Source organism: Microbacterium trichothecenolyticum, from assembly GCF_030818955.1.
Classification (GTDB): domain Bacteria; phylum Actinomycetota; class Actinomycetes; order Actinomycetales; family Microbacteriaceae; genus Microbacterium; species Microbacterium trichothecenolyticum_B.
Genome location: NZ_JAUTBF010000001.1, coordinates 514,618 through 540,376, shown reverse-complemented (window position 1 = coordinate 540,376; position 25,759 = coordinate 514,618). Strand labels below are relative to the sequence as shown.

Below are 25,759 nucleotides of genomic sequence, written 5' to 3'. Positions count from 1 at the left end.
GGTCAGTCGGCGCTCGTGACCGACTGCACGCGCCCGTCGGAGGCGAGGTTGACCAGCAGCACGTCATCGGTGGCGTCGGGGTCGAGGGCGTACTCCAGTACCGCGAAGGGGTCGGCTCCCCCGTGCTCGTCGGCGAGGATCGTCATGCTCATCAGCTGCAGCGCCTTGATGACGTCGATATGGGTGTCGCCCGTCACATCGGTGAGCAGATCTTCGAGCTCGTCGCCGAGGGTCGACTGCTGCTGCAGGATGTACTCGGTCACCTCGCTCGTGCGGTCGTCGAGCTCGTTCACCATGGCGTTGCGGGCGGCGAGATCGATCGCCTCGAGCGAGGAGATCATGGATGCCGCGACGTCGAGCGCCTCGACCGACACGTCGTCTTGGTCGGGTGCCGTCAGGTCGACCGTGACGCTCTGATCGCCGAACTCGACGTTCTCGCTCCAGAAGATCGACCCGTCGGGGCCCGACTCGAGGAGTCCGAAGAAATCGTGCTCGATGGCCATGAGTCCATGTAAGCAGCCCGCCCCGTGTTCGGGAAGACGACCCGCCCGGGCGCCGTGGTGCGATGAGGGCCGGTCAGTCCACCAGCGACGCGGCGAACACGTGCGGGGTGAAACCGGTGAGGTCGTTGATGCCCTCGCCCTGGCCGAGGAGCTTGACCGGAATACCGGTGCGCTCCTGCACCGCGAGCACGAAACCGCCCTTGGCCGAGCCGTCGAGCTTGGTGAGCACGAGCCCCGTGACGCCGGCGCTGTCGAGGAACGCCTGCGCCTGCATGAGGCCGTTCTGTCCGGTCGTGGCATCCAGCACGAGGAGTACTTCGCTGATCGGCGCCTGTTTCTCGATCACGCGCTTGATCTTGCCGAGCTCGTCCATGAGCCCGCCCTTGGTGTGCAGGCGGCCGGCGGTGTCGACGAGCACGATCTCGGTGCCGGTCTCTTTCGCGTGCGCGACGGTCTGGAAGGCGACGGATGCGGGGTCTTGGCCCTCGTGCTGCGGGCGCACGATCGTGGCTCCCCCGCGCTCAGCCCACGTGGCCAGCTGATCGACCGCGGCGGCGCGGAACGTGTCGGCGGCGCCCACCGTCACCGTGCGCCCGTAGCGCTGCAGGAACTTCGCGAACTTGCCGATCGTGGTGGTCTTGCCCACGCCGTTCACACCCACCACGAGCACCACGGCCGGCCGCTCCGTCAGGCGCAGGGTGGTGTCGAACTTCGCGAAGTGCTCCTCGAGCGTCTCGCGGAGCATGCGCTGCAGGTCGCGCGGGTCGGTCGTGCGATAGCGCTCGACCTTCTCGCGCAGCTCGTCGATGAGGCGTTCGGTCACGTCGGGGCCGAAGTCCGCGGTCAGCAGCGCCGTCTCCAGGTCGTCCCACGTCGTCTCATCGATGGTGGGTTTGACGAACAGCCCGCGCAGCGCGCGGCCCAGCGACCAGGAGTTCTCAGCCATTGCTTCAGCTTACGGGCGCGGCTTCCGCCCGGCTCGCGGCACGGTCGCCCACGCGCTGCCCGACGACGGCCGACACCCCGTCCTGGCGCATCGAGACGCCGTACAGCGCGTCAGCGATCTCCATCGTGCGCTTCTGGTGCGTGATGACGATGAGCTGACTGCTCGCCCGGAGCTTCTCGAACACGCCGAGCAGGCGACCGAGGTTCGCGTCGTCGAGGGCCGCCTCGACCTCGTCGAGGATGTAGAAGGGGCTCGGCCGCGCGGTGAAGATCGAGGTCAAGAACGCGACGGCCGCGAGTGATCGCTCTCCGCCGGAAAGCAGCGACAGACGTTCGATCTTCTTCCCCACGGGGCGGACGGCGACCTCGATGCCCGTCGTCAGCGGGTTGTCGGGATCGGTCAGCGAGATGCTCCCGGCACCGCCCGGGAACAGGATCGGGAAGATCTCCGTGAAAGCCGCGCGCGTGTCCTCGAAGGCCGCGACGAAGATCGTCTGCATGCGCTCGTCGAGCTCGGCGATGATCGTCTGCAGGTCGCTGCGCGTCTGCTGCAGGTCGGCGAGCTGCTCCGTGAGGAACGCGTGACGCTGCTCCAGCGCCGCGAACTCCTCGAGGGCCAGCGGGTTCACCCGGCCGAGCTGACTCAGTTTGCGCTCGGCGTCTTGCAGGCGCCGTTTCTGCGCGGACCGGTCGAACGCGGTCGGCTCACCCTCTCCATCGGTCGGGATCGGCTGGTCCGGACCATATTCCGAAATGAGAATGTCCTCGTCGAGGGCGAGCTCGGACTGCACGCGCTCGAGCAGACTCGTCACGTGCAGTCGCTTCTCGTGCATCTGCAGCTCGAGGCCGTGCACGCTCTCCGTGAGGCGCGCCAGACGCTCGCGGACTTCGGTCTCGTCGGCGCGTGCTCTCGCCAGATCCGCCGAGACGGCGGTCCGCGTGGCCTCGGCCGCCGCGAGCTGGACACGGGCCTGGCTGACGGACCGGTCGACCGAATCGAGCAGCGCGGGCAACTGCCGCGCGACGTCCGCCGCGATCTCCCGCTGGGCGCGGCGGACGACCGCGCGGCGGGCGGCTTCCTCGGCCGCCGCACGTTCGCGCTCGCGCTGCTGCTCCAGCTGGACGATGCGGGCCTCCCCCGCGCGGACGCGCTCCTTCAACGTCTCGATGTCGAGCCGCGCTCGCATCTCCGTCTCGCGGGCAGCCTCGAGCTCGGCGAGCAGCCCGTCCCGCGCCGAGGCGTCGAGGATGGGCCGCGGAGCCTCCGCGGCGCGCGCGAACGCGGCATCCGCCGCCGCGGCCGCGTCCTCCGCCTCGGTGACGGCGTCCGCCGCCTGCGCGAGACCGGCCTCGAGGCGTTCGCATTCGGCGACCGCGGCCTCGTGCCGCACGGTGACGCGGTTGACCTTCTCGGCGTGCGCGGCAAGCGCCGCATCGTGCGAGCGGAGAGTGGCGAGGGTGTCCTTGGTCCGCTGTCGGGCGTCGGTCAGCGTCCGCTGCGCATCGCTCAGGGCTTCGCGCAGCGAGTCGGCGACGACGACGATCTCCGAGAGGCGCTCCGCGGCGGCATCCCGCTCGGCGGCCAGTTCGAGGCGTGACCGGCCGGCGCCCGAGCCCGCCCGCAGGGTGTGGGTCGTCAGAACCTCCCCCGCCCGCGTGACGAGAATCGCCCCCGCGTCGAGGTCGGCCAGCGCCGCGCGGGCGCTCTCGAGGTCATCGACGATCAGAACGCGCGACAGGATGCCGAGCACCCCCGCCGGGGCCGTCACGACATCGATCGCGCGGACACCGCCCTCCACGGCGGCGACCGGCGGCTCGCCGCGCGCGGGGGTCGCGACAGCGATCTCGACGATACCCAGATCGTCTTCGGAGGCCGCCCGGGCCGTCGCGAAGGCCGCGTCGGCGTCGTCGACGAGGACGCCCTCAGCGAGCGACCCGAGCGCGGCCGCGACGGCGGCCTCGTACCCCGACGTGACCTTGACCGCATCGCCGACCAGGCCGCGCACCCCTGGCTGCCCGGAGGCGACGAGGTCGGCGGCGGCGTTGCGCACGTCCAGAGCGCGACCGAGCGCCGTGGTCTGCGCGGAGAGTGCGTCGCGTTCGCGTTCGGACGCGTGCAGGCGTTCGCGCAGGTCCGTGACGGCGGACTCCGCGTCGTTGGCAGCGCGCTGCGCACGTTCGTAGGCGGCGGCGTGCTCGGCGGTCGACGCCTCGGGTGCCGCGGCGGGGTCGAGAGCGGCGAGGGCCTCCTCGGCCTCGGCACGGCGGGCCAACGCCGCGTCCAGCGCGCGTTGCTGTCGTTCGACGCCCGCGCGGACGGCATCCCGGGTCGACGACGCCGCCGCGGCCGCGCCCCGCAGGGCGGTGAGCTTCATGTCGTGCTCCGAGACGAGCGCGCTCTGCGCCGCGATGTCGACGTCCAGCGCATCGAGATCGCCGCGAGCGCGCGTCACCGCGCGGGCGGCGTCCGCGGCGGCATCCTGGGCGTCCCCCAGGCCGGCCGCGATGTCATCGATCTCGCTGCGGAGGTCGTCGATCGTCGCCTGCGAGACGGTCGGCGAGAAGGCGATCTGGTCGCGATCGTCGTCGGACAGCAGGGCGAGACGCTGACCGGCGAGGGTGTAGAGACCGCGGAGTCGTTCCTGCACCTGTTCGAGCGAGAAGGCCACGCGACGCGCGTGGTCCACGGCCTCGGAGCGCTGCTCCTCCTCCAGCCGCTCGACCCGTCGACGCAGGCCGTCCGCCTGCTCCTGGAGCACCAACCGCTCGGTATGGCGTTCGGTCTCGGCGCGCGCGGCGTCAGCGAGCTGGGTGCGGAGCCGGACGAGCTCGTCGGCGAAGAGACGGGCCTTCGCGTCGCGCACCACCGCCGCGATCCCGGCGGCCTCGCGCGCGACCTCGGCCTGCTTGCCCAGGGGCTTCAACTGCCGGCGCAGTTCGCCGGCGAGGTCGCTGAGGCGCGTCAGGTTCGCTTCCATCGCGTCGAGCTTGCGGACGGTCTTTTCTTTGCGGCGGCGGTGCTTGAGGATGCCCGCGGCCTCCTCGATGAAACCGCGCCGATCCTCGGCAGTGGCCTGCAGCACCGTGTCCAGTCGCCCCTGCCCGATGATCACGTGCATCTCGCGGCCGAGACCCGAGTCGCTGAGCAGCTCCTGCACGTCCAGCAGGCGGCTTGTCTGCCCGTTGATCGCGTATTCGCTGGCGCCGGTGCGGAACAGCGTGCGGCTGATCGTGACCTCGCTGTACTCGATCGGCAGAGCGCCGTCGGAGTTGTCGATCGTCAACTGGACCTCGGCGCGTCCGAGCGGCCCGCGGGTGGACGTGCCGGCGAAGATGACGTCCTCCATCTTGCCGCCGCGCAGGGTCTTCGCCCCCTGCTCGCCCATCACCCACGCGAGGGCGTCGACGACGTTGGACTTGCCCGATCCGTTGGGGCCCACGATGCAGGTCACACCCGGTTCGAGCGCGAAGGTCGTGGACTGGGCGAACGACTTGAAGCCCTTGAGCGTCACGCTCTTCAAGTGCATGTCGCCGCGCCTCCCGCCCCGGTCCTGAGCGCCTCACGCTACCGGATGAGCCCCGGGATTCCGCGGCGGCAAGCCGGTGACACCGGCTGCGGCGCGCCCGGGCGACGCGCGAATCTGGAAGTCAGCTTGACATTCGCCGAACGCCCCCGCTAGCGTCGGGGGTCGCAACCGACGACGAAAGGAGGTCCTCCCATGATTCGCAACACCACCGGCTTCGCCGCTACCGGCTTCATCGCCGTTCCCGTGCTGTCTGCCCCGTCCGCCGGAGTGACCACCGTCGTCGGAATGCCCTCTCACCAGGGCTGACCCCCGCGTCGAGACGCCCCGCGCCTCCGCCTTCCGTGCCGCATCCTCGTGGATGCCGGGCATCCGGATCTCTCGATCCCTCACCGCGCGAGCATCGCTCGCCGTCCTCCCTCGCTCTCCCCCCATTTCGGAGCCTCCGCATGAGCACCCTGCCCACGCGCGCGCCGCAGCACACCGCGGCCACGCCCACCGTTTCCCTTCCCTCGACCACCGACCGCCGCGTCGGCCTCATCGATCGACTCACCCTCCGTCTCGGCCTCTGGCTGCTGACGCGCCACGCCGCGCGCGTGCAGGTGATCGAGCTCCGCACGGCCGACGCCCACCGGGCGCGTGTCCAGACGGCGCAGCGCGAACAGCGCGAACGCGACTGGTACCGCGCGGCGACGCTGCTGCGTCCGCCTTCCTGATCGGTGCGCGCCGTCCCCCGCGGGCGGCGCGCACCCCTCCCTCTCCCCACGAAGGACACCTCATGACCACGTTCCCCGCCGGCCTCGAGTTCCGACGCCTCCACATCCCGGCCTCCATCGACGGCGACGACGCCGTGGACTTCCGCGAGATGACGCGCGTCCGCAATCTCGTGTACGCCGAGATCTCCGGCCACGACGATCACTTCATGCCCGCCGACGAGCTCCTCCCGAACTTTCAGCTCGACCCCGCACAATTGCGCTTCTCCTGGCTGGCGGTGCTCGACGGCGAGGTCGTCGGCCGCGTCGGCCTCGACCTTCCGCAAGAAGACGGCGCCCGGTCGGGGTTCTGGCTCGTCGAGCTGCTCCGCTCCGTCTGGGGGCGCGGCATCGGCCGGGCCGGGTTCGAGCTCGTCGAGCGCACCGCGCGCGAACATGGTCGGACCGTCCTACAGTCCTGGGCGGAGCACCCCGCCGCGGACGGCCCGCACCTGGAGGCCCCCACCGGCTTCGGCTCGGTGCCGCACGATCACATCGCGCGGTACTTCCTGGCATCCGGGCACACGCTCGAACAGGTCGAGCGCATGAGCTCCCTCGACCTCGCGCAGGCACGCCCGCGCCTGGAGGAGCTGCTCGCCCGCGCCGAGGAGGCCGCGGTCGGATACCGCGTCGTCCAGTGGACGCTGCCGACTCCCGACGAGTTCGTCGAGGGGCTCGCGCGGATGAAGGAGCGCATGGTGACCGACGCGCCGGCCGCGGGTTTGGAGTTCGACGGCGAGGTGTGGGATGCCGCGCGCGTGCGCCGCTACGAACGCACCTACCTCGACGCCGGACGACTCCTGCTCGTCACGGCCGCGCAGCACATCGACAGCGGAGACCTCGTCGCCTTCAACGAACTGGCCATCGGCAAGGACCGCGCCGGCGCGACGCACCAGCACGACACCCTGGTGCTCGCCGGGCACCGCGGCCACCGCCTCGGGATGCTCGTGAAGTGCGCGGGCCTACTCGCCTGGCGGGACATCGCGCCCGACTCCCCGCGCGTCCTCACCTACAACGCGGAGGAGAACCGCCCGATGCTCTCGATCAACGAGGAGATCGGCTTCGTCCCCGCGGCCTACGAAGGAGCATGGAAGAAGGTGCTGCTCTGACGCCACGCGCAGTCGCCGGAAACCATCGCGTCCGTCCGCCCTGAGGTAGATCAATCCGGTGCAGAGCCCAGCTCAGCTCTTTTGCAGTTCGGGCTCCACTACCTTCACGGCCTTGGCGAACTCCTGAAACGCTTCCGGGCGGAGGCTTTGGAGAGCGCGAAACAGACCGTCGAACGCAACGATCGCCGCGTCCTTTCCGTCGCGAACTACTCGTCCCCGATTGAATGCACCACGCAGCTGTTCGGAGAGCGGCAGCACAGCATCGATCACAATCTGCCACTTTGCGGCTGAATCGGCCAACGTCGGCGTTCCACTGAATCGCAACGCAAACCTGTTAGGAACGGTCTGCCCAATGATGGTCTCGAGAGATCGAGCCACGACTTCGACAAGAAGGTAGGGAGCGCCCTTTAGCGACAAGAAGCGTAGTTCCTTCTCCTCGGGCTCTGTCAGCCCGGGTCCACCCACGCGAGCCTTACCTCGTAGAGTGAGCAGGCGAGTAGTCAGGGCGTCGTAAAGGGAATACGCGAAAAGGATGTGTGCGGCCGAGGTTCGCTCAGAGAAGATCCGCGAGTATAATCCGTCATCCACCCAGATGTCAGCCTTCTTGTCATACGCCGCCACAGGATCGCCGTGGAACGCGGTTAGAACCTGCCCAACCGTATGAGCCGCAATCGATGTACGACTTCGCTTGATTGCATCGCTCGATCCTCCTCGGCGGCCGCCATCGTAGCTCACGCCGGCCATACCCTGAAACTCGGAACGTAACCGGTTCTGAATTTCGTCACCACTCCGAAAGTCTGCAGCCTGAACTTTATTCTGCATGTTGTTGAAGCGTACGATCTTCGCCAGCAGTTGCTCGTCGCTCGATTTCACAAACCGAATAGGAACAAGAAGGTCGGGATCGGGATCTTCTGGAAGTGACCCGAGCGAGCCAGTAGTCTGCGCTCCATTAACCACCGAGATACCCACGACGTCCAGTTTGCGTCCAGCACGGGCTCGCGGTCCGAGGTGGTAGTCAAGAACTAGAGCCGTCACTCCGTTGTTGTAGACAGCAAAATCCGACGGCTCCGTAGTAGCGGTTTCCTTGATCCCGTTGTTAATGTTGTCGCCGCTACGCCTGGAGCCCAAGTAATCCCGCACATTTGCCGAGAAGAGATCTTCTTTATGATCCAAGAACAGTTGACGGAGCCAATGTCCGGGGACAAGCGTCGTCACTGAACTCCATCGATCACTCGAAATCTCAATAGCATCGGCGACCCTAACTGAGAATTTACTCGTCGCCTTAATTGCACGCTTCGAACCGAGGTACCACCGCTCCAGCGTCTCGGTTCCAACCTCCGCACCGAAAACTTGAACGCCACCTCGTTTCGAGAGTAGCTTGGCGGCGGTTCGCTCGGCATTGAGAACCTCTACCGACGCGTTCTTTGACTCCGGCGCATTGTGCACATACCAGAGGTGGAAGTCTCGAATCATGTCAGCTTCGAGCGCATCCCTCACTTCCGCAACTCTACCGCGAATCTCTTCCGGAACCGAGTCAATACTGGAATTCAAGAGCCATGCGACCGCGGAATTTAGGTCTGATGCCTTGTTGGCTGGTGCAGCCTGCTTCGGCTTTGGTGAATCGAAGCACTGCGCAATAACTAATAGCCCGCGACTTACATCGAGGAATATTACATCCAGCTTCTTGTCATCGCCACCCCCGGTGATGGACTCAACCGCTGCGGTCCGAACGTCTTCCACACCGAATCTTTGATCGATAGCGAAAAGCCCAATCCCGTCGGCCCCCAACTCGAGGGACTGCGAGAATTGCCGGAAAGCCGCCGTCCAACTATCGTGCTTCGGACCCTTTTCTGCAACCATCGTTGCCCCCCCTAAAGTTCGACCTCGATCGCGCTACAAACGCGGCACAGCTCTCAGCCTAAGCGACTCTTCCCACCCGCCGACTCAGATCCTCGCGAATCAGCGCAAGCGCTGACACCTCGGGCAGAAATGGCTGGACCGGTTCATGAACGACACGCGCACGATCGGCCGCCCGCAGCGCGGGCACGGCTGACCCGTGCGCCCGTACGCGTTCAGCGAGTGCGCGAAGTACCCGGCCTGACCGTTGACGTTGACGTATTGCGCGTCGAAGCTCGTGCCGCCCTCGGCCAGCGCCTTCTCCAGCACCGCCCGCACCTCGCCGAGGAGGCGGTTGACCGCCCGCGTCGGCAGAGCGGATCCGGGGGTCTCGGGGTGGATCCGCGCCGCCCACAACGACTCGTCGGCATAGATGTTGCCGATACCGCTGGCCACGGTCTGATCGAGCAGCACACGCTTGACGGCAGATGAGGTGCCGGCCATCCGCGCGCGGAAGCGCGCATCGCTGAAGGCGGGGTCGAGGGGATCGCGGGCGATGTGGGCGACCTGGGTGGGCACTTTCGCGAGGTCGGAACCGCGACCCGCGGCGGCGCCGTCGGGCGTGGCCACCAAGGCGTCGAGTGCGAGCGACCCGAACGTGCGCTGGTCGGCGAACACGACCGATAACGCGCCGTGCAGGGGGTGCTCCAGTTCGATACGGATGCGCTCATGGCGCTCCTCCGGAGATCCGGGCGCCCGCAGCAGCATCTGGCCGCTCATACCGAGATGAGTGACGACGGCTTCGTCGTCGGCCACTGGCATCCACAGGAATTTGCCTCGGCGAACGGCTGCGCGGATCCGCCGGCCCGTGAGCTCCGCCTCGAAATGCGCCGCTCCCCCGGTGTGCCGTGTGAGGGCGCGGTCGTCGCGCACGTCTACAGAGGCGATGAGCGCTCCGGTGACGGCCGGTTCGAGGCCCGCACGGACGACCTCCACCTCGGGGAGCTCAGGCACGCGCGTCGAGTTCGCGCCACGCGGAGAGCGCTGCGGCCATCTCGGCCTGCTTCTTACTGGTGCCCTCGCCGGTCGTCGCCAGATCTCCCACCGTGACGGTCGCCGTGAAGCGCCGGTCGTGATCGGGACCGGTGGCTACGACTGCGTAGGCGGGGGCGGCGAGGCCCTGGCGCGCAGCGATCTCTTGCAGGCTCGTCTTGGGGTCCATCGCCGCGCCGTAGCGCTCGGGGTCGGCGAGCAGCGGCTCGACGAGGCGCAGCACCATGGCCGTCGCGGCTTCGGGTCCCGCCGACAGATAGGTCGCCCCGATCAGGGCCTCCATCGTGTCGGCGAGGATCGAGTCCTTGTCGCGCCCCCCGGTGAGGATCTCGCCTCGCCCCAGGCGCACGTGATCGCCCAGACCGATACCGCGAGCGACCTCAGCCAGGGCGAGAGTCGAGACGACGCTGGCGCGCCGCTTGGCGAGGCTGCCCTCATCGAGATCGGGATGCCGGGTGAACAGGCGTACCGTGACCGCTTGGCCCAGGACGGAGTCGCCGAGGAACTCGAGGCGTTCGTTGTGCGGGATCGCCCCGTTCTCGTACGCGTACGAGCGGTGCGTCAGGGCGAGCGAAAGAAGCTCGGGGTCGATATCGACCCCGAGCTTCTCGGTGAGCGCGGAGCGCTCGGTGGTGTTACGCGTCACGAAGCGCCGATCAGACGTCGGCGACCTTGCGGCCCTTGTACTCGAGGAAGAGCTCGGTGCCCTGCGAGTCGGTGACGACCTTCGCCTGGTGGGGGCGGCTGTAGACGACCTTGCCGTTCTCGATGGTCTTGACCAGCGCGGGGGCTTCGGCCTTCCACTGCGCGCGGCGCGAGCGGGTGTTGGAGCGGGAGACCTTCCGCTTCGGGGGGTTACCTGCCATGACTAGCTCTTCTCTGTCTTGGGGGCGGCGCGGAGCGCATCGCCGTCGTCTGGGGTGTACTGCTGGAGCGCAGCCCATCGAGGATCAACGGACGTTCGCTCCGTGTCGCCGGGGCTTTCCGTCAGCTTCTCGCCCGTGATCGGGTCGAGCCCGGGGCAGTCCGGCTGACACACCGGCTGGAACGGAAGCGACAGGACAATGGCATCCCGGACCAGATTTTCAAGATCCACGTGGTCGTCTTGAACGTCGAAGTCACTCGCTTCATGCCCAGGATACGCGAAAAGTTCCTGGAACTCGACTTCGACAGGCTCTTCGATGTCGATCAGGCAGCGTCCGCACACGCCGGTGGCGGTGGAGTCGACCGTTCCGGAGACGAGGATGCCCTCGTGCACCGACTCCAGGCGGACCTCGAGCTCGAGCGGCTCAGCCTCGGGAACGGAGACGAGACCCTCGCCCCACTTCTCGGGTGCGGGGATCTCGAGGCTGTGCTCGCGCATCTCACCGGGCTTGCGCTCGATGTCGCGCACGGGGAGCTGGAAGGGGCCGGGACGGTGGGTTCTCACGGTCGTCCATGCTACCCGCGTGCCCCTGGACGAGGGCCGGGCGGCGCGGGGCGACGCGGGGCGGGTGCCGCAGCGCGGGGCAGGTGCCGCGGCGTTCGCACGACGCGCGGCGGACGCGCGACCGTCCGCCGGGCTACCGCGTGTCCCGAAGCCGTTGCGCTGGAGCAGCACACGGGGGCTGAGGCGTGAGGGCCGACGCGGCAGCGCCGACGCGACACCGCCGACCCCGCATCGGCACCGGCGCTGCCTCAACGCCTCAACGCCTCACCACCACAACGCCGCAGCCACCCCCGCCCCGCGCCCCTCCGCGGAACGCGGGCGACGGCGACTCGCGTCAGACGTCGCGCCGCTCGGTGTCGAGGAAGCGCGCCACGGCGGGCGGAACGTATGGCGAGACGTCGCCGCCGAGGCCGGCCACCTGACGCACGAGCGAACTGGACACGAGCGCGTGCGACGGGTCGGGAAGCAGGAACACCGTCTCGACGTGCGCGAGGTCGCGATTGACGATCGCCATGGGCGTCTCGTACGCGACATCCACCTGCGAGCGAATGCCTTTGACCAGAACCCGGGCGTTCACTCCGGTGGCGTAGTCGACGAGCAGCCCCACGCTCCAGGTCGCGACCATGACGTCGCCCTCGATGCCCGCCTCGCTGATGGACTGCTCGAGCAACGACTGCCGTTGGGCGATCGGCAGCATGGCCGCTTTGCCGGGGTTGTGCACGACGAGCACGTGCAGCTGGTCGAACAGACCGGCGGCCCGACGGATCACGTCGAGGTGACCGAGCGTGGGCGGGTCGAACGAGCCGGGCACGACGGCGATCCGGGGGTCCATGCGGCCAGCCTACCGACGACGGCCCGCGACGGCTCCGGCACTCACGACTTGGCGAGAGCGGCCCGCTCTTCGACACCGACGCGCCGTTCGAGGGCCGCCGCGAGTCCGGGATGCCGCTGCAGGGCGGGGTCGTCGGCGAGCAGGCGTTCTCCCTCGGCCCGCGCTTCGGTGATGAGATCGGCGTCGGTCACGACGCGCAGCAGCCGCAGCGACGACCGCGCCCCCGACTGCGCCCCGCCGAGCACATCGCCCTCGCCGCGGAGTTCGAGATCGACCTCGGCCAGGGCGAAGCCGTCGAGCGTGCTCGCGACCGCCTCGACCCGCGAGCGCGACGACGACCCGGGAGACGCCTCGGTGACCAGCAGACACAGCCCGGGGAGACCCCCACGACCGACGCGCCCGCGCAGCTGGTGCAACTGCGACACCCCGAAACGATCGGCCTCGAGGATGACCATCGTCGAGGCGTTCGGCACATCCACACCCACCTCGATGACGGTGGTCGCGACGAGCACGTCGATCTCACCGCGCGCGAACGCCTGCATGACCGCGTCTTTCTCGTCAGCGGGCATCTTGCCGTGCAGGATCTCGACCCGGATGTCGGCGAACGCGGGCAGCCGCGACAGCAGCGCCTCGACCTGCACGACACCCCACCGGGTGCGAGCGCTCTCGGCGGCAGCCGCCGGTGCGTCGGCCGGCTCGTCGCTCTTGTCGTCTGCGGTGAGTTGCTCGGCGTCGATGGCCGCGCAGACCACGAAGGCCTGCCGACCGATGCGTACCTCTTCGGCGACACGATCCCACACGCGCGCGAACCAGCTCGGCTTCTCGGCCAGCGGGGCGACGAAGGTCTGGATGCCGGCACGCCCGGCCGGCATGGTGCGGATCGTCGACACGTCGAGGTCGCCGAAGACCGTCATGGCGACCGTGCGGGGAATAGGGGTGGCCGTGAGCACGAGCGTGTGCGGCGAATCGCCCTTCGACCGCAGCGCCTCGCGCTGGTCGACGCCGAAGCGGTGCTGCTCGTCGACGACCACGAAGCCGAGGTCGGCGAAGGTCGTCGTCGCGCTGAGAAGGGCGTGCGTGCCCACGACGATCCGGGCCTGGCCGGACGCGACCCGCAGGGCGGCCTTGCGACGCTCGGCGGCGGGGAGCTGCCCGGTGAGAAGCGTGGGCATGAGCTCGGGCGCGAGTTCGGGGCCGAGCATGCGTGCGATCGAGCGCAGGTGCTGGGCGGCGAGCACCTCTGTGGGCGCGATGAGGGCGCACTGCCCGCCCGACTCGGCTACCTGCAGCATCGCTCGGAGGGCGACGAGCGTCTTGCCCGAACCGACTTCGCCCTGCACCAACCGGTTCATCGGCCAGTCGCCCACCATGTCGGCGGCGATGCGCTCCCCCACACTGCGCTGATCGGGGGTGAGGTCGAAGGGGAGGATGCGGTCGAAGCGCTCGAGCAGCCCGCCGGGCGCGGCGGGTCGCTTCGTCGCCGACAGAGCGCGCACGAACTGCCGCTGCTGCAAGAGCGCGGTCTGCAGGACGAAAGCCTCCTGCATGCGCAGGGTGGCGACCGCGGGAGGGATGTCGTCGTCGTTCTCGGGGCGGTGGATCTGCTCGAGCGCCCTGCGTGCAGGGAGCAAGCCCCGGCGGGCGCGCAGATCGTCGGGGAGCGGGTCGTCGACCTCGCCCAGGCCGTCGAGCACGAGCGCGATCGTCTTCTGCACGAGCGGGCTGGGCACGGTGCTCGTGGCCGGATAGATCGGGATCGGGCGTTTGGCCGTCACCTCGGCCTCGGCACGCGCCTCGGCGATGTCGTCGAACAGTTCGTAGTCGGGATTGGTGAGCTGCGTCTGCCGACGGTATTCACCGACCTTGCCCGAGAAGATCCCCCGCCGACCGGGGGCGAGCTCTTTCAGACGCCACGGCTGGTTGAAGAAGGTGAGGGACATGCGTCCGTCACCGTCGCTGATGACGACCTCGAGCAGGGAGCCGCGACGGTTCTGCATACGCCGTTCGTTCGCGCTGACGACCTCGGCGACGATGGTCACCGGCTCCCCCAGGGGCAGGGTCGAGATCGGGGTCAGTTCGCCACGACGGGCATAGCGCCGCGGATAGTGCTCGAGCAGCTCGCCCACGGTCTTCATGCCGAAGGCGCGGTCGAAAGCCGCCGCCGTCTTCCCACCGATGGCGCCGTCGAGACGGGACGCGAGCGAAAGACCGGGCATGCACCGAGTCTAGGGAGGGCCACCGACATGGCCCGATCACCGGGTGCCTCGGTCCGCGAGCCGCGGCGCCCCCACCCCTCGCTCGCGCTGCTCCCCGGCATCTGGGACCCTAGGCTGAGACGGTGACGCGCATCATCTCCGGCCGCGCCGGCGGCACCGTGCTCGATGTCCCCCCGAAAGGCACGCGCCCCACGAGCGACCGTGTGCGCGAGTCACTGTTCGGCGCGCTGGAGGCGGCCGGACTGCTCGACGACGCGCGCGTCGCCGATCTGTACGCCGGCTCCGGCGCTCTGGGCCTCGAGAGCCTCAGCCGCGGCGCGGCGTCGGCCGACCTCGTCGAGCTCTCCGCCCCCGCTGCAGCCCTCATCCGCAACAACGCCGAGCGCGTGCGAACCGCGGGTGTGGCCGCGCCCGCGCGGGTGCACCGGGCGAACGTGTCGACGTACCTCGCGGCATCCGGCGCTGAGTGGGACCTCGTCTTCCTCGACCCCCCGTACGACATCGGCGACGACGAGCTCACGCGGGCCCTGGTCGCGCTCGCGCCGCGTCTGAGCCCCGACGCCACGGTGATCGTGGAACGGGCCACGCGCTCCGCGGCACCGGCGTGGGCCACCGCCGGTCTCGTGGCGGAGCGCGACCGGGCGTACGGCGACACGACGATGTGGTGGGGCCGTCCCCGGGACTGACCCGGCCCCGACGTCCCCACCCCGACTCAGCCGCGCCCCGCGTCCCAGTCGCGGTACGGGTCCCATCCGGCGCGCCCGGTCCACGCGCGCCCGTCGACCGTGATCGCGTCGGCTCCGCGCGCCTCAACCGTGCCCACTCGGCGGCCGAGGGGGACGGCATCCGCGGGGAAGGTCACGAGGAAACCGTGGTCCTCTCCCCCGCCGAGGGCCAGCGCCGCGTCGTCTCCGAGGGCCGCCGAAGCGAACGCGATCGTCACCTCGGACGCATCCGCGAGCCGGGTGGCGTCGAGGGCCAGACCGTCCGAGATGTCCATCATGGCCGTCGCCCCCGCAGCGGCTGCCCGCAGGGCATCGGCGATCGGCGGGTGCGGGGTGAGTTGACGCGACAAGGCGTGCGCGTCGGCGGGCGACAGGTCGGCGCGAGCCTCGGCCGTGAGCGCGACGGGGGCACCCTCGGCATCCGTGAACCGCCGGAACAGCACGTCGAGTCCGCGCGCCGCCTGCCCCAGCTCACCGATGACGTAGACGCCGTCGCCCACCCGCGCCCCCGAGCGCCGCACCGGCTCACGACCGTCGAGCGAGCCGAGTGCCGTCACGGCGATGGTCAGGGTGTCCGAGACGGTGAGGTCGCCGCCCTCGACGGCGCAGCCGGGCGCGAGCTCGGCGCACGCCGCGGCCAGGCCGTCGGCGAAACCCCGTACGAACGAGACGGGGGTGGCGTCGGGCATCGCGAGGGCGACGAGCAGCGCGACCGGCCGGGCGCCCATCGCCGCGACATCGGAAAGGTTGACCGCAGCCGCCTTGAAGCCCAGGTCGTGCGCCGACGACCACGCCAGCCGAAAGTCCGGGCCGTGCACGAGCGTGTCGGTCGTCGCGACCACGCGACCGTCGGGCACGGCGAGCACCGCCGCGTCGTCGCCGGGGCCCACGAGCGCCGTCGACGGCGGAAGGCGGTCCAGGATGCCGCGGAGGATCTGTCCCTCGGACAGTTCTCCCACGGTGGTCTCACGGGTGGTCTCGGCGTCGGTCACGCTCCCACGCTATTAGCCTGGACGGGTGCCCCGCTCTTCCCGGATCCTCGCGTTGATCGCCACCGTCGCCCTCCTCCCGGGACTCGCGGCCTGCAGCACGACGGTCGCGATGCAGCCCGCGAAGCTCGCGAACGACCCGGCCTGTGCCGAGATCGTCGCCCGCCTGCCGAAGACGATCTCGGGGCAGGAGCGCCGCTGGACCGACGCGCAGGCGACCGGAGCGTGGGGCAATCCGGCATCCTTTCTCATGACCTGCGGACTCGAGGCCCCGGCCCCCTCGACGCTGCCCTGCCGGTCGTTCGACGGCGTGGACTGGCTCGTCGACGAGTCGCAGGCGGCCGACAACCGGTACACCCTCACCACGTTCGGCCGTCAGCCCGCGGTGCAGGTGTTCCTCGACTACCAGGCCGCCAGCAGCGCCGACGTCGCCCAGGCCCTCGGTCCGCTCATCCGCGACTACCTCACCGCCACGGGGCGCCGTGTGCACGTCGGCGACGGATGCCACGGCCTCGCCGTCACCGTCGCCCACCCCGTAATCGTCGGGAAGTGCGCCGACGAGTCAGCGCTTCGTGAGAGCCGCGTCGAGCAGGTCGCTGATGAGCTCGGGGTAACTCAGCCCCGAGGCGATCCAGCACGTGGGGAACATCGAGATCGGCGTGAACCCGGGCATGGTGTTGACCTCGTTCACGTAGAACTCGGTGCCCGTATAGAAGAAGTCCACGCGCGCGAGGCCCTGACCGCCGATCGCCTCGAACGCCTGCGCGGCGATGCGCTGCATCTCGGCCAGCTCGCCGTCGCTCAGATCCGCGGGGCAGACCAGGTCGACGCCCGGCGCGTCGAGGTACTTCGCCTCGAAGTCGTAGAACTCCCGGCCCGTCACGACGATCTCGCCCGCGACGCTCACACGGATCGGTCCGCCGTCGCGGCCGGGCAGCACGCCGCACTCGACCTCGCGACCGACGATCGCCTGTTCCACGAGCACCAGGCCGTCTTCGGCGAAGGCGGTGTCGAGAGCGGCATCCAGGTCTTCCCAGCGCGAGACCTTCGACACACCGACGCTCGATCCGGCCTCGTTCGGCTTCACGAAGACGGGAAGGCCCAGCCCCCGCATGCGGCGCTCCCACAGCTCGCGGTCGCGCGCGAGATCCGCTCGTGTCACGGCCACCCACGGGACCACCGGCACGTTCGCCGAGCGCAGCACGCGCTTGGTGACGTTCTTGTTCATGCCGATCGCCGACATGAGCACCCCGCCGCCGGCGTACGGGATGTCGAGAAGCTCGAGCAGGCCCTGCACGGTGCCGTCCTCGCCGAAGCGGCCGTGCAGGATCGGCAGCACCACGTCGACGTCTCCGAGGGAGCGGGTACCCTCGGCATCCGTCACCGTCCACTCGCGCGAGAGCGTCGAATCGGGCAGACGCACGCGGGTGCCGTTGTCGACAACCTCGGGCAGGGCCTCGGGGCGCAGCGCGAACTTGTCGGGATCGTCGTCTTCGAGCACGAAGGCGCCGTCGCGGGTGATACCGACCGGAATCACCCGAAAGCGGTCACGATCGATCGCCCGCAGCACTCCGCCCGCCGTGGCGGAACTGATCGAATGCTCGCTGGAGCGCCCGCCGAAGAGCACCACCACCGCTGTTCTGGTCATTGTGCGTCCTCTCGCCCTGCGGCTGGTCGTCGTCGGTCGTCAGGTGGGGTGCGATGTCGCGCGGATCCATCGTGCCGTCGAGCACCATCTTCACCTGTCGCACGATGGGCATGTCGACACCGACCTGCTTCGCGAGCTGGAGCACCGGGGCGACGGATGCCAGGCCCTCGGCGGTCTGCTGCATCTGTGCGACCACGTCTTTGTAGCCGTATCCCTGGCCGAGCAGGCGCCCCGCCGTGTTGTTACGGCTGAGCGGCGACTGGCAGGTGGCGATCAGGTCGCCGAGTCCCGCGAGGCCCTGCAGCGTCTCGGGCTGGGCGCCCTGCGCGACGGCGAAGTCGGTCATCTCGACCAGGCCCCGGGTGATGATCGATGCCTTGGTGTTCTCGCCGTACCCCACGCCGTCGACGATGCCGATGGCCACGGCGATGAGGTTCTTCAGCACACCGCCGAACTCCGTACCGATGACGTCGGTGTTGACGAACGAGCGGAAGTAGCGGTTGCGTGCGCGTCGGGCCACGGCCTCGGCGGTTTCGGCGCTGAGCGAGCTGATGACCGCGGCCGTGGGCTGCTCGCGCGCGATCTCGAGGGCGAGGTTGGGTCCGGAGGCGACGGCGATCCGCGCCGGATCGCACTCCAGCACCTGCTCGATGACCTGGCTCATGCGCAGCCCCGTCGACTTCTCGACGCCCTTCATGAGCGACACGATCGGCACGTCGGTTCGCTCGACGAACGGCTTGATCGCCGCGAGGTTCTCCCGCAGCGACTGGCTCGGAACCGACAGGTAGATCTGCTCGGCGCCGTTGATCGCCTCGGCGAGATCGGTCGTCGCCGTCATGGTGCGCGGCAGGTTGATGCCCGCGAGATACCGGCTGTTGCGCTTGGACTCGGTGATCTCGGCCGCCAGCTCGGCCCGGCGAGCCCACATGACCACCGACGCCCCGCCATCGGCGAGGATCTTGCCGAACGTCGTTCCCCAGCTCCCCGCACCGATGACCGCGACCCTCGGGCCGACGGCGGGCGCCGGGCTCTTACGACTCAAGGCGGCCCGTCTCGCTCTGCCCGTGCTGCGACGGGTTCCACCGCTCGGCCGGGGCCGGGATGCCGCGGATGTCCGACAGCATCGACGAGACGCGTCCCATGAGCTCGTCGGTGGCGCGCGTGAGCACGGCCGGGGTCGTCGCCCCGGCATACTCGGACACGTCCATGGCCGGACCGAACTGCACGACGACGTGCGAGCGCCGAGGGAACTTCAGCTTGCCGTACCGCGGCATGATCTCCTGCACCCCCCACTGCGCGAGCGGGATGAGAGGCAGATCACCGGCGAGGGCCAGGCGGACCGCCCCGGTCTTGCCGCGCATCGGCCACAGCTCGGGGTCGCGCGTCAGAGTGCCCTCGGCGTACACGATGACACCGCGCCCGTCCTCGGCGATCTGCTGCGCGGCCTTCATCGACTGGTTCGCACTCGACGAGCTGCGCGGCACGGGCACCATTCCGGTCGCCTTCAGGGCGGCACCGAGCACGGGGACCGTGAACAGGCTCTCTTTCGCCATGAAGCGTGGCGCGCGCCCGAGCCGCCAGACCGCAACGGCGACGATGAGCGGATCGAACTCCGAGTTGTGGTTCGCAGCGAGCACGTATGCGCCCTCCCGCGGGAGGTTCTCCGCACCGCGGATCTCGATGCGGGCGAACAGGCCCACCGCGGGAATCACGATCGCCGCGAGCGGCCAGAAGGCGCTCGGCCTGCTCTTCTCGGGGGTGGCGCTCACGGCCTCAGCCCACGACGGAGAAGTCGGCGTCGAGAGCGGTGAGCTTCTCGAGGAACTTCTCGTAGCCGCGGCGGATGATGCCGATGTTGCGCACCGTGGACTCGCCCTCGGCCGCCAGTGCGGCGATCACGTAGCTGTAGCCGCCGCGCAGGTCGGGCACCTCGACGTCGGCCCCGTGCAGCGGCGTCGGACCATTGATGACGGCCGCCTGCTCGAGGTCGCGGCGCGGAACACGGCGGTCGGCGCTGGCGAGCCCCTTCGGGTGCACGACGATGTCGGCACCCATCTTGTTCAGCGCCTCGGTGAAGCCCAGGCGGTTCTCGTAGACGGTCTCGTGCACCGTAGAGGTGCCGGGAGCCTGCGTGAGCGCGACGATGAGCGGCTGCTGCCAGTCCGTCATGAAGCCCGGGTGCACGTCGGTCTCGACCATGACGGGCTTGAGCGCCTCGCCCCGGCGGAACAGGATGCCGTCCTCGCGGACATCGAACCACCCACCGGCTTTGCGGAACACGTTGAGGAATGTCAGCATGTCCTGCTGACGCGCACCCTTGGCGAAGATCTCGCCGTCGGTCGCCAGCGCCGCGCAGGCCCACGATGCCGCCTCGTTGCGGTCGAAGATCGCCCGGTGGTCGTAGCCGTCGAGCTTGTCGACGCCCTCGATGAAGATGACGCGGTTGGGCTCGTACGAGATGATCGCGCCCATCTTCTGCAGCACCGCGATGAGATCCATGATCTCGGGCTCGATCGCCGCGTTGCGCAACTCCGTCACGCCCTTCGCGCGCACCGCCGTGAGCAGCACCTGCTCGGTGGCGCCCACGCTCGGGTAGGGCAGGGTGATGTTCGCACCGTGCAGGCCGTTCGGGGCGGTGATGCGGATGCCCTCGTAGCTCTTGTCGACGACGGCGCCGAACGCGCGCAGCGCGTCCATGTGGAAATTGATCGGCCGGTCGCCGATACGGCATCCACCGAGGTCGGGGATGAGCGCCTCACCGAGCAGGTGCAGCAACGGACCGCAGAACAGGATCGGGATGCGCGAGGCGCCCGCGTGCGCGTCGATCTCCTCGAAGTGCGCGGCAACGGCGCCCGAGGGGTCGAGGTGCAGGGTGCCCTCTTCGGCACCCTCGGTGACCGTCACGCCGTGCACCTCGAGGAGGGAACGGACGACCTTCACGTCGCTGATCATCGGCACGTCGCGCAGGGTGCTGGTGGTGTCACCGAGAAGCGCCGCCACCATCGCCTTGGTGACGAGGTTCTTCGCCCCCTTGACCTCCACGGTGCCGCGCAAGGGGCGACCGCCGCGGATGGTGAGCGTCTCTGCCGCCTCCCAGTCCGGCTGCTGCCCGATGTGGTGTTCTCCGGTGTCGGAAACGAGTGTGCTCATAGGGGGGTGGACCTCACTTCGTGGACGAGGGGCGGAGAATCGACCCGATCGGGGCGATCGGGCTCAGCGGACCGGAAGGGTCCGCGGCCGCCATGCCTCGCGGCGCGCCTCGAACTGCGTGATCTTGTCTTCGTCGCGCAGCGTGAGCCCGATGTCGTCGAGCCCTTCGAGAAGCCGCCACCTAGTGTAATCGTCGATCTCGAACGAGACCCGGAGGTCACCCACCGTGGCCGTCTTCGCGGTCAGGTCGACGGTCATCTCGATGCCCGGCTGCGCCTCGATCGCCGCCCAGAGGCGCTCCAGGTCGGCTTCCGAGATCACACCCGTCACCAGGCCCTGCTTGCCCGAGTTGCCGCGGAAAATGTCCGCGAACTTCGGGCTCAGCACCACCTTGAACCCGTAGTCGCGCAGCGCCCACACGGCGTGTTCGCGGCTGGAGCCGGTGCCGAAGTCGGGTCCGACGACGAGGACGGATGCCGACCGGTAGGCGTCCTGGTTCAAGACGAATTCGGCATCCTGGCGCCAATTCGCGAACAGCGCGTCGTCGAAGCCGGTCTTGGTGACGCGCTTGAGGTAGACGGCCGGGATGATCTGGTCGGTGTCGACCGCCGAACGCTTCAGGGGAGCAGCGATTCCGGTGTGCGTGGTGAACTTCTCCATGTCAGGCCTCCGCCCCGGTCGAAACGATCGCGTCGGTGCTGATCAAGGTGTCCTTTAGCGGCTCCAGATCGGCGGGGCTGGACAGGGTGCCGCGCACGGCGGTGGCTGCCGCGACCAGTGGCGAGACGAGGTGCGTGCGCCCGCCCTTGCCCTGGCGTCCTTCGAAGTTGCGGTTCGAGGTGGACGCGCACCGCTCGCCCGGTGCCAGCTGGTCGGGGTTCATGCCCAGGCACATCGAGCAGCCGGCGAAGCGCCATTCGGCGCCGAACTCCTGGAAGACCTTGTCGAGCCCCTCGGCCTCGGCCTCCAGGCGCACGCGTGCCGATCCCGGGACGACCATGACGCGGACGTTCTCGGCCTTCGTGCGGCCCTGGATGACGGAGGCGAAGGCCCGCAGGTCTTCGATGCGGCTGTTCGTGCACGAGCCCATGAACACGGCATCCACGGGGATGTCCTTCATGGGCGTACCGGCTGCGAGGTCCATGTACTCCAGCGCCCGCTCGGCCGCCGCGCGCTCGTTGGGGTCGGCGATGTCGGACGGGGTGGGCACGACGTCCGAGAGCGAGACGCCCTGGCCCGGGTTCGTGCCCCACGTGACGAAGGGCTCCAGCTCGTCGGCATCCAGGAACACCTCGGCGTCGTAGACGGCGCCCTCGTCGCTGGGGAGGGTGCGCCAGTACGCGACCGCGTCGTCCCAGTCCTGGCCTTGCGGAGCGTGCGGCTTGTCCTTGACGTAGGCGAAGGTGGTCTCGTCGGGGGCGATCATGCCCGCGCGGGCGCCCGCCTCGATCGACATGTTGCACATCGTCATGCGCCCCTCCATCGAGAGGGAGCGGATCGCACTGCCGCGGAACTCGAGCACGTAGCCCTGGCCGCCGTTCGCGCCGATCTTGGCGATGATCGCGAGGATGATGTCCTTCGCGGTGACGCCGGGCTTCAGCTCGCCCTCGACGGTGATGGCCATCGTCTTGAAGGGCTTGAGCGGCAGGGTCTGCGTGGCGAGCACGTGCTCGACCTCGCTGGTGCCGATGCCGAACGCCATCGCCCCGAAGGCGCCGTGGGTCGAGGTGTGCGAGTCGCCGCAGACGACCGTGATGCCCGGCATGGTCAGCCCGAGCTGCGGGCCGACGACGTGGACGATGCCCTGCTCCTTGTCGCCCAGCGAGTGGATGCGCACGCCGAACTCCTCGGCGTTGCGGCGGAGGGTGTCGATCTGCGTGCGGCTCGTGAGATCGGCGATCGGCTTGTCGATGTCGAGCGTCGGGGTGTTGTGGTCTTCCGTCGCGATCGTGAGGTCGAGCCGGCGCACGGGGCGCCCCTCGGCACGCAGGCCGTCGAAGGCCTGGGGGCTGGTGACCTCGTGCACGAGGTGCAGGTCGATGTAGATGAGGTCGGGCTGGCCGTCCTCACCCTTGACGACGAGGTGGTCGTCCCAGACCTTCTCGGCCAGGGTACGGGGGCGATCCGGAACGTGGATGCCGTCGATCGATGTGCTGCTCATGGCTGGGGTTTCTCCTCGGGAGGGGTGTGAGGCCCGCGACGAACTCCGCGACGAGAAAGGCCTAGAACAAGGTCTCGTCGCGGCCGCTAAGGAGGAGGCCGACGATCCGCACCTCGCCACGATACCACCGGCATGCTGCACCCCCGCCGACCCCGGGCGTACGGAGCGGCGCGTAACACGGCGCCGCACATTTCGGTGCTACGCCGACGTGCGTGCGAATCTGGCCCGATCCCGAACGAAGGAGCGTGCCTCATGGCCACAGGCACCCACACCGGTTTCTCGACACGTCAGGTGCACGTCGGCTCGTCCACGGTGCCGGCGTCACCGCGCGCGCTGCCGATCTATCTGACGGCCGGTTTCACCTTCGACGACCTCGAGCACTCTGCCGAGCATTTCGGCACCGGGACCGGCTTCGGCTACACGCGCACCGGCAATCCCACCGTGCAGGCCGTCGAGGAGCGCCTCGCCTCGCTCGAGGGCGGCGACCAGGCGGTGCTCGTCTCCAGCGGTCAGGCGGCCGTCACCGTCGCCCTGCTCGCCCTGGCGGGCGCGGGCGATCACGTCGTGGTCTCCGAGCACATCTACGAGGGCACCCGAGGCCTCCTCCTCGACAACCTCGCGCGCCTCGGTGTCGAGACGACCTTCGTCGACACGTCCGACCTCTCCGCCTGGCGGGATGCCATCACCCCGCGCACCAAGGCCCTCTTCGCCGAGACGCTCTCCAATGCCCGCAACGACGTGCTCGACATCGCCGCCGTCTCCGCGATCGGCCGGGAGCGCGGCATCCCGCTCGTCGTCGACAGCACCTTCACCACGCCGTACCTGCTGCGTCCGATCGAGCACGGGGCCGCGATCGTGGTGCATTCCGCGAGCAAGTTCCTCGCCGGACAGGGGGCGGTGCTCGGCGGCGTGATCGTCGACGACGGACGCTTCGACGCCGCGGCATCCGGGCACCTCTTCCCGCACCTCGTGCAGACCGATCGTCTCGGTGGAACCAGCTACGCCGAGAAGCACGGGCCGCGGGCGCGCGGCGCCTACATCCGTGAGAGCGTCGCACCGCGTTTCGGTCCCGCGCCCTCTCCGCTCAACGCCTTCCTCATCGGTCAGGGCATCGAGACGCTGAGTCTTCGCGTCGAGCGGCAGTCCGCCAACGCCCTCGCCGTGGCGCGCTGGCTCGAGCAGCGTCCCGAGGTCGAGCGCGTCGATCACGTCGGCCTCGCCTCGCACCGCCACCACGCCCTCGGCGCGCGGTACCTCACACGCGGTACGGGCTCGGTCTTCACCGTGACGCTCCGGGGCGGCCTCGAGGCCGCTCGCCACCTCGTGCAGTCGGTGCGGGTCATCACGCACATGACGCACCTGGGCGACGTGCGCTCCCTCGTCCTGCACCCGCAAAGCACCTCGCACACCGCGCGCACCGTCGAGGAGCGCGAGCGGGCGGGGGTCTTCCCGGGGACCGTCCGATTCTCCATCGGCATCGAGGACATCGACGACCTCCTCGCCGACCTCGAGCAGGCGCTCGTCGGCATCCCCGTCGCCGAACGCGAGACGGTCGTGCTGTGAGCCGGTTGCAACACTTCGGCTGGTTCCTCGCGCGCGGCTTCGGGCCGCACGGCTGGGGCCACCCGTACCTGCGGTGGAACCACCGCTGGACCGAGCCCGGCCTGTACCAGGACTCGGCCCGCACGCTCGAACAGGCCGGCTTCGACCTGCTCATCATCGAGGACGCGCCCTCGCTCGGCAGCGCCGAGACGATCGACCTGCGCGTGCGCCACGCGTTCGGCGGACCGAAGCACGACCCGCTGCTGCTCGCCCCGTACCTCTTCGCCGCCACCCGTCATCTCGGCGTCGTGCCGACGGTGAATCCGGCCGCGTACCTGCCGTACACCGCCGCCCGGCAGTTCGCGACGCTGCAGCACCTGAGCGGGCACCGTCTGGGACTCAACGTCGTCACCGACACCGGCAGCGCGCGTCACTTCTCCCCCGCTCCGCAGCTCGGGCACGACGCGGCCTACGACCGGGCCGAGGAGTGGCTCGACGGCATCCGTCAGCTGTGGCGGAGCTGGGGCGAGGGCGCGCTCGTCGTCGACGAGGAGTCCGGTGTGTACGCCGACGGCTCGAAACTGGATGCCACGCCCCACCGCGGCGAATACTTCGGGTTCGACGGGCCGCTGAACGCCGTCCCCTTCACCGACGGCGAGCCGGCGATCGTCTCCCCCGGCGGGTCGGGGCGGGGGCTCACCTTCGCCGGGCACAACTCCGACGTGCAGCTCGCGCTGGCTCCCCTCGACGAGCAGAGCATCCGCGCGTACCGGGGCAGGATCCACGCCGCGGCCGAGGCGGCCGGGCGCTCGGCCGACGACATCAAGATCCTCTTCGCCATTCAGCCGGTGCTCGTGTCGTCGCCGGAGGAGGCCGACCGCCTGGTCGCGGCATCCGCTCACCCCTCCGAGGAGAAGCTGATCGAGATCGCCCGCAAGCAGTCGAGCGACCTCGAGACCGACTTGACCGGCCTCGACCTCGACCGGCCGCTCGACCGCTCGATCTTCGGGGAGCACGTGTCGGAGGGCAGCATCAAGCGGCTGATCGGGAAGCACGACGCCGACGCGCCGCTGCGGACCCTTCTGGCCGCTCACGCGCGCCTGGGCCGCCTGAACGACGGCACCGGTTTCGTGGGCACGGCGGATGAGTTCGCCGACCGCATCGAGGAACTCGGCGACTGGGGCAACGACGGCGTCCTGCTGTGGGGCGACCTGCACCCGGTCACCGTGCACCGCGCGCTCGACGAGCTCGTGCCGATCCTCCGCCGCCGCGGCATCCTCCGCGAGGAGTACGTCGAGGGCGGTCTGGCGGCGAACCTGCGCGCGTTCTAGTCTGCGGACGCCGA

22 protein-coding genes and 1 pseudogene are annotated in these 25,759 nt (G+C 69.5%); 6 read left to right on the top strand and 17 right to left on the bottom strand.

All coding sequences use genetic code 11. The features are described 5' to 3' along the window. Positions 1 to 2 precede the first annotated feature (2 nt). The 3 genes from QE412_RS02525 to smc form a co-directional block, all read right to left on the bottom strand. Positions 3 to 503, bottom strand: coding sequence for a DUF2004 domain-containing protein (locus QE412_RS02525; protein WP_307479756.1), 501 nt, complete (start codon positions 501 to 503; stop codon positions 3 to 5). A 73-nt stretch (positions 504 to 576) separates the two neighbouring features. Then, complete coding sequence (gene ftsY / locus QE412_RS02520) at positions 577 to 1,449, bottom strand: signal recognition particle-docking protein FtsY (protein WP_295840074.1); 873 nt, start codon at positions 1,447 to 1,449, stop codon at positions 577 to 579. A gap of 4 nt (positions 1,450 to 1,453) precedes the next feature. Continuing rightward, complete coding sequence (smc, locus tag QE412_RS02515) at positions 1,454 to 4,975, bottom strand: chromosome segregation protein SMC (RefSeq protein ID WP_307479752.1); 3,522 nt, start codon at positions 4,973 to 4,975, stop codon at positions 1,454 to 1,456. A gap of 446 nt (positions 4,976 to 5,421) precedes the next feature. Between smc and QE412_RS02510 the strand changes: the two genes are divergently transcribed. Beyond that, entirely contained in the window at positions 5,422 to 5,688 is a 267-nt protein-coding gene (locus tag QE412_RS02510; protein ID WP_307479744.1) for a hypothetical protein, read from the top strand. Positions 5,689 to 5,750: 62 nt separating this feature from the next. Further along, complete coding sequence (locus QE412_RS02505) at positions 5,751 to 6,833, top strand: GNAT family N-acetyltransferase (protein ID WP_307479741.1); 1,083 nt, start codon at positions 5,751 to 5,753, stop codon at positions 6,831 to 6,833. Between the two features lie 72 nt (positions 6,834 to 6,905). Here QE412_RS02505 and QE412_RS02500 read toward each other — a convergent pair whose 3' ends face one another. The 7 genes from QE412_RS02500 to QE412_RS02470 all read right to left on the bottom strand — a co-directional run bounded on the left by QE412_RS02500 (position 6,906) and on the right by QE412_RS02470 (position 14,199). Beyond that, a complete protein-coding gene (locus QE412_RS02500) occupies positions 6,906 to 8,693 on the bottom strand; it encodes an AIPR family protein (RefSeq protein ID WP_307479739.1) in 1,788 nt (595 codons plus the stop codon). 99 nt (positions 8,694 to 8,792) lie between these two features. Next, the gene (gene mutM / locus QE412_RS02495; protein WP_307479737.1) at positions 8,793 to 9,683 is read right to left on the bottom strand and encodes a bifunctional DNA-formamidopyrimidine glycosylase/DNA-(apurinic or apyrimidinic site) lyase; all 891 of its coding nucleotides are present in this window, start codon (positions 9,681 to 9,683) and stop codon (positions 8,793 to 8,795) included. Continuing rightward, entirely contained in the window at positions 9,676 to 10,368 is a 693-nt protein-coding gene (gene rnc / locus QE412_RS02490) for a ribonuclease III (RefSeq protein ID WP_307479735.1), read from the bottom strand. Before rnc ends, mutM begins: the two co-directional genes overlap by 8 nt. Positions 10,369 to 10,378: 10 nt before the next feature. Further along, positions 10,379 to 10,588 (bottom strand): 50S ribosomal protein L32, encoded by a 210-nt coding sequence (rpmF, locus tag QE412_RS02485; RefSeq protein WP_013586329.1) that lies wholly within the window; start codon positions 10,586 to 10,588, stop codon positions 10,379 to 10,381. Between the two features lie 2 nt (positions 10,589 to 10,590). Continuing rightward, the gene (locus QE412_RS02480) at positions 10,591 to 11,085 is read right to left on the bottom strand and encodes a YceD family protein (protein WP_307486980.1); all 495 of its coding nucleotides are present in this window, start codon (positions 11,083 to 11,085) and stop codon (positions 10,591 to 10,593) included. Positions 11,086 to 11,485: 400 nt separating this feature from the next. Then, positions 11,486 to 11,983, bottom strand: a complete 498-nt coding sequence (gene coaD, locus QE412_RS02475; protein ID WP_307479731.1) for a pantetheine-phosphate adenylyltransferase — start codon at positions 11,981 to 11,983, stop codon at positions 11,486 to 11,488. Between the two features lie 41 nt (positions 11,984 to 12,024). Beyond that, the gene (locus QE412_RS02470) at positions 12,025 to 14,199 is read right to left on the bottom strand and encodes an ATP-dependent DNA helicase RecG (RefSeq protein WP_307479729.1); all 2,175 of its coding nucleotides are present in this window, start codon (positions 14,197 to 14,199) and stop codon (positions 12,025 to 12,027) included. Between the two features lie 122 nt (positions 14,200 to 14,321). Between QE412_RS02470 and rsmD the strand changes: the two genes are divergently transcribed. Continuing rightward, complete coding sequence (rsmD, locus tag QE412_RS02465; RefSeq protein ID WP_307479725.1) at positions 14,322 to 14,885, top strand: 16S rRNA (guanine(966)-N(2))-methyltransferase RsmD; 564 nt, start codon at positions 14,322 to 14,324, stop codon at positions 14,883 to 14,885. Between the two features lie 26 nt (positions 14,886 to 14,911). Here rsmD and thiL read toward each other — a convergent pair whose 3' ends face one another. After that, positions 14,912 to 15,916, bottom strand: a complete 1,005-nt coding sequence (gene thiL / locus QE412_RS02460) for a thiamine-phosphate kinase (protein WP_307479720.1) — start codon at positions 15,914 to 15,916, stop codon at positions 14,912 to 14,914. Positions 15,917 to 16,025: 109 nt separating this feature from the next. Here thiL and QE412_RS02455 point away from each other — a divergent pair. Continuing rightward, a pseudogene (locus QE412_RS02455) lies at positions 16,026 to 16,313 on the top strand (DUF3515 family protein); the annotation flags it as partial. 162 nt (positions 16,314 to 16,475) lie between these two features. Here QE412_RS02455 and QE412_RS02450 read toward each other — a convergent pair. From QE412_RS02450 to leuC, 6 genes are all read right to left on the bottom strand, one after another. Continuing rightward, positions 16,476 to 17,561, bottom strand: a complete 1,086-nt coding sequence (locus QE412_RS02450) for a D-alanine--D-alanine ligase family protein (RefSeq protein WP_307479718.1) — start codon at positions 17,559 to 17,561, stop codon at positions 16,476 to 16,478. Next, the gene (locus tag QE412_RS02445; protein ID WP_307479715.1) at positions 17,461 to 18,603 is read right to left on the bottom strand and encodes an NAD(P)H-dependent glycerol-3-phosphate dehydrogenase; all 1,143 of its coding nucleotides are present in this window, start codon (positions 18,601 to 18,603) and stop codon (positions 17,461 to 17,463) included. The genes QE412_RS02450 and QE412_RS02445 overlap by 101 nt, the downstream gene beginning before the upstream one ends. Further along, a complete protein-coding gene (locus QE412_RS02440) occupies positions 18,593 to 19,330 on the bottom strand; it encodes a lysophospholipid acyltransferase family protein (protein WP_307479713.1) in 738 nt (245 codons plus the stop codon). Before QE412_RS02440 ends, QE412_RS02445 begins: the two co-directional genes overlap by 11 nt. Positions 19,331 to 19,334: 4 nt before the next feature. After that, positions 19,335 to 20,711, bottom strand: coding sequence for a UDP-N-acetylglucosamine 1-carboxyvinyltransferase (gene murA, locus QE412_RS02435; RefSeq protein ID WP_307479711.1), 1,377 nt, complete (start codon positions 20,709 to 20,711; stop codon positions 19,335 to 19,337). A gap of 63 nt (positions 20,712 to 20,774) precedes the next feature. Continuing rightward, a complete protein-coding gene (leuD, locus tag QE412_RS02430; RefSeq protein ID WP_307479708.1) occupies positions 20,775 to 21,371 on the bottom strand; it encodes a 3-isopropylmalate dehydratase small subunit in 597 nt (198 codons plus the stop codon). A 1-nt stretch (position 21,372) separates the two neighbouring features. After that, positions 21,373 to 22,872 carry a 3-isopropylmalate dehydratase large subunit gene (leuC, locus tag QE412_RS02425; RefSeq protein ID WP_307479705.1) on the bottom strand — a complete coding sequence of 500 codons (1,500 nt, stop codon included), beginning with the start codon at positions 22,870 to 22,872 and terminating at the stop codon, positions 21,373 to 21,375. 252 nt (positions 22,873 to 23,124) lie between these two features. Between leuC and QE412_RS02420 the strand changes: the two genes are divergently transcribed. Further along, a complete protein-coding gene (locus tag QE412_RS02420) occupies positions 23,125 to 24,435 on the top strand; it encodes an O-acetylhomoserine aminocarboxypropyltransferase/cysteine synthase family protein (protein WP_307479703.1) in 1,311 nt (436 codons plus the stop codon). After that, on the top strand, positions 24,432 to 25,745 hold the full coding sequence (locus QE412_RS02415; protein ID WP_307479700.1) for an LLM class flavin-dependent oxidoreductase: 1,314 nt from the start codon (positions 24,432 to 24,434) through the stop codon (positions 25,743 to 25,745). The genes QE412_RS02420 and QE412_RS02415 overlap by 4 nt, the downstream gene beginning before the upstream one ends. Positions 25,746 to 25,759 lie beyond the last annotated feature (14 nt).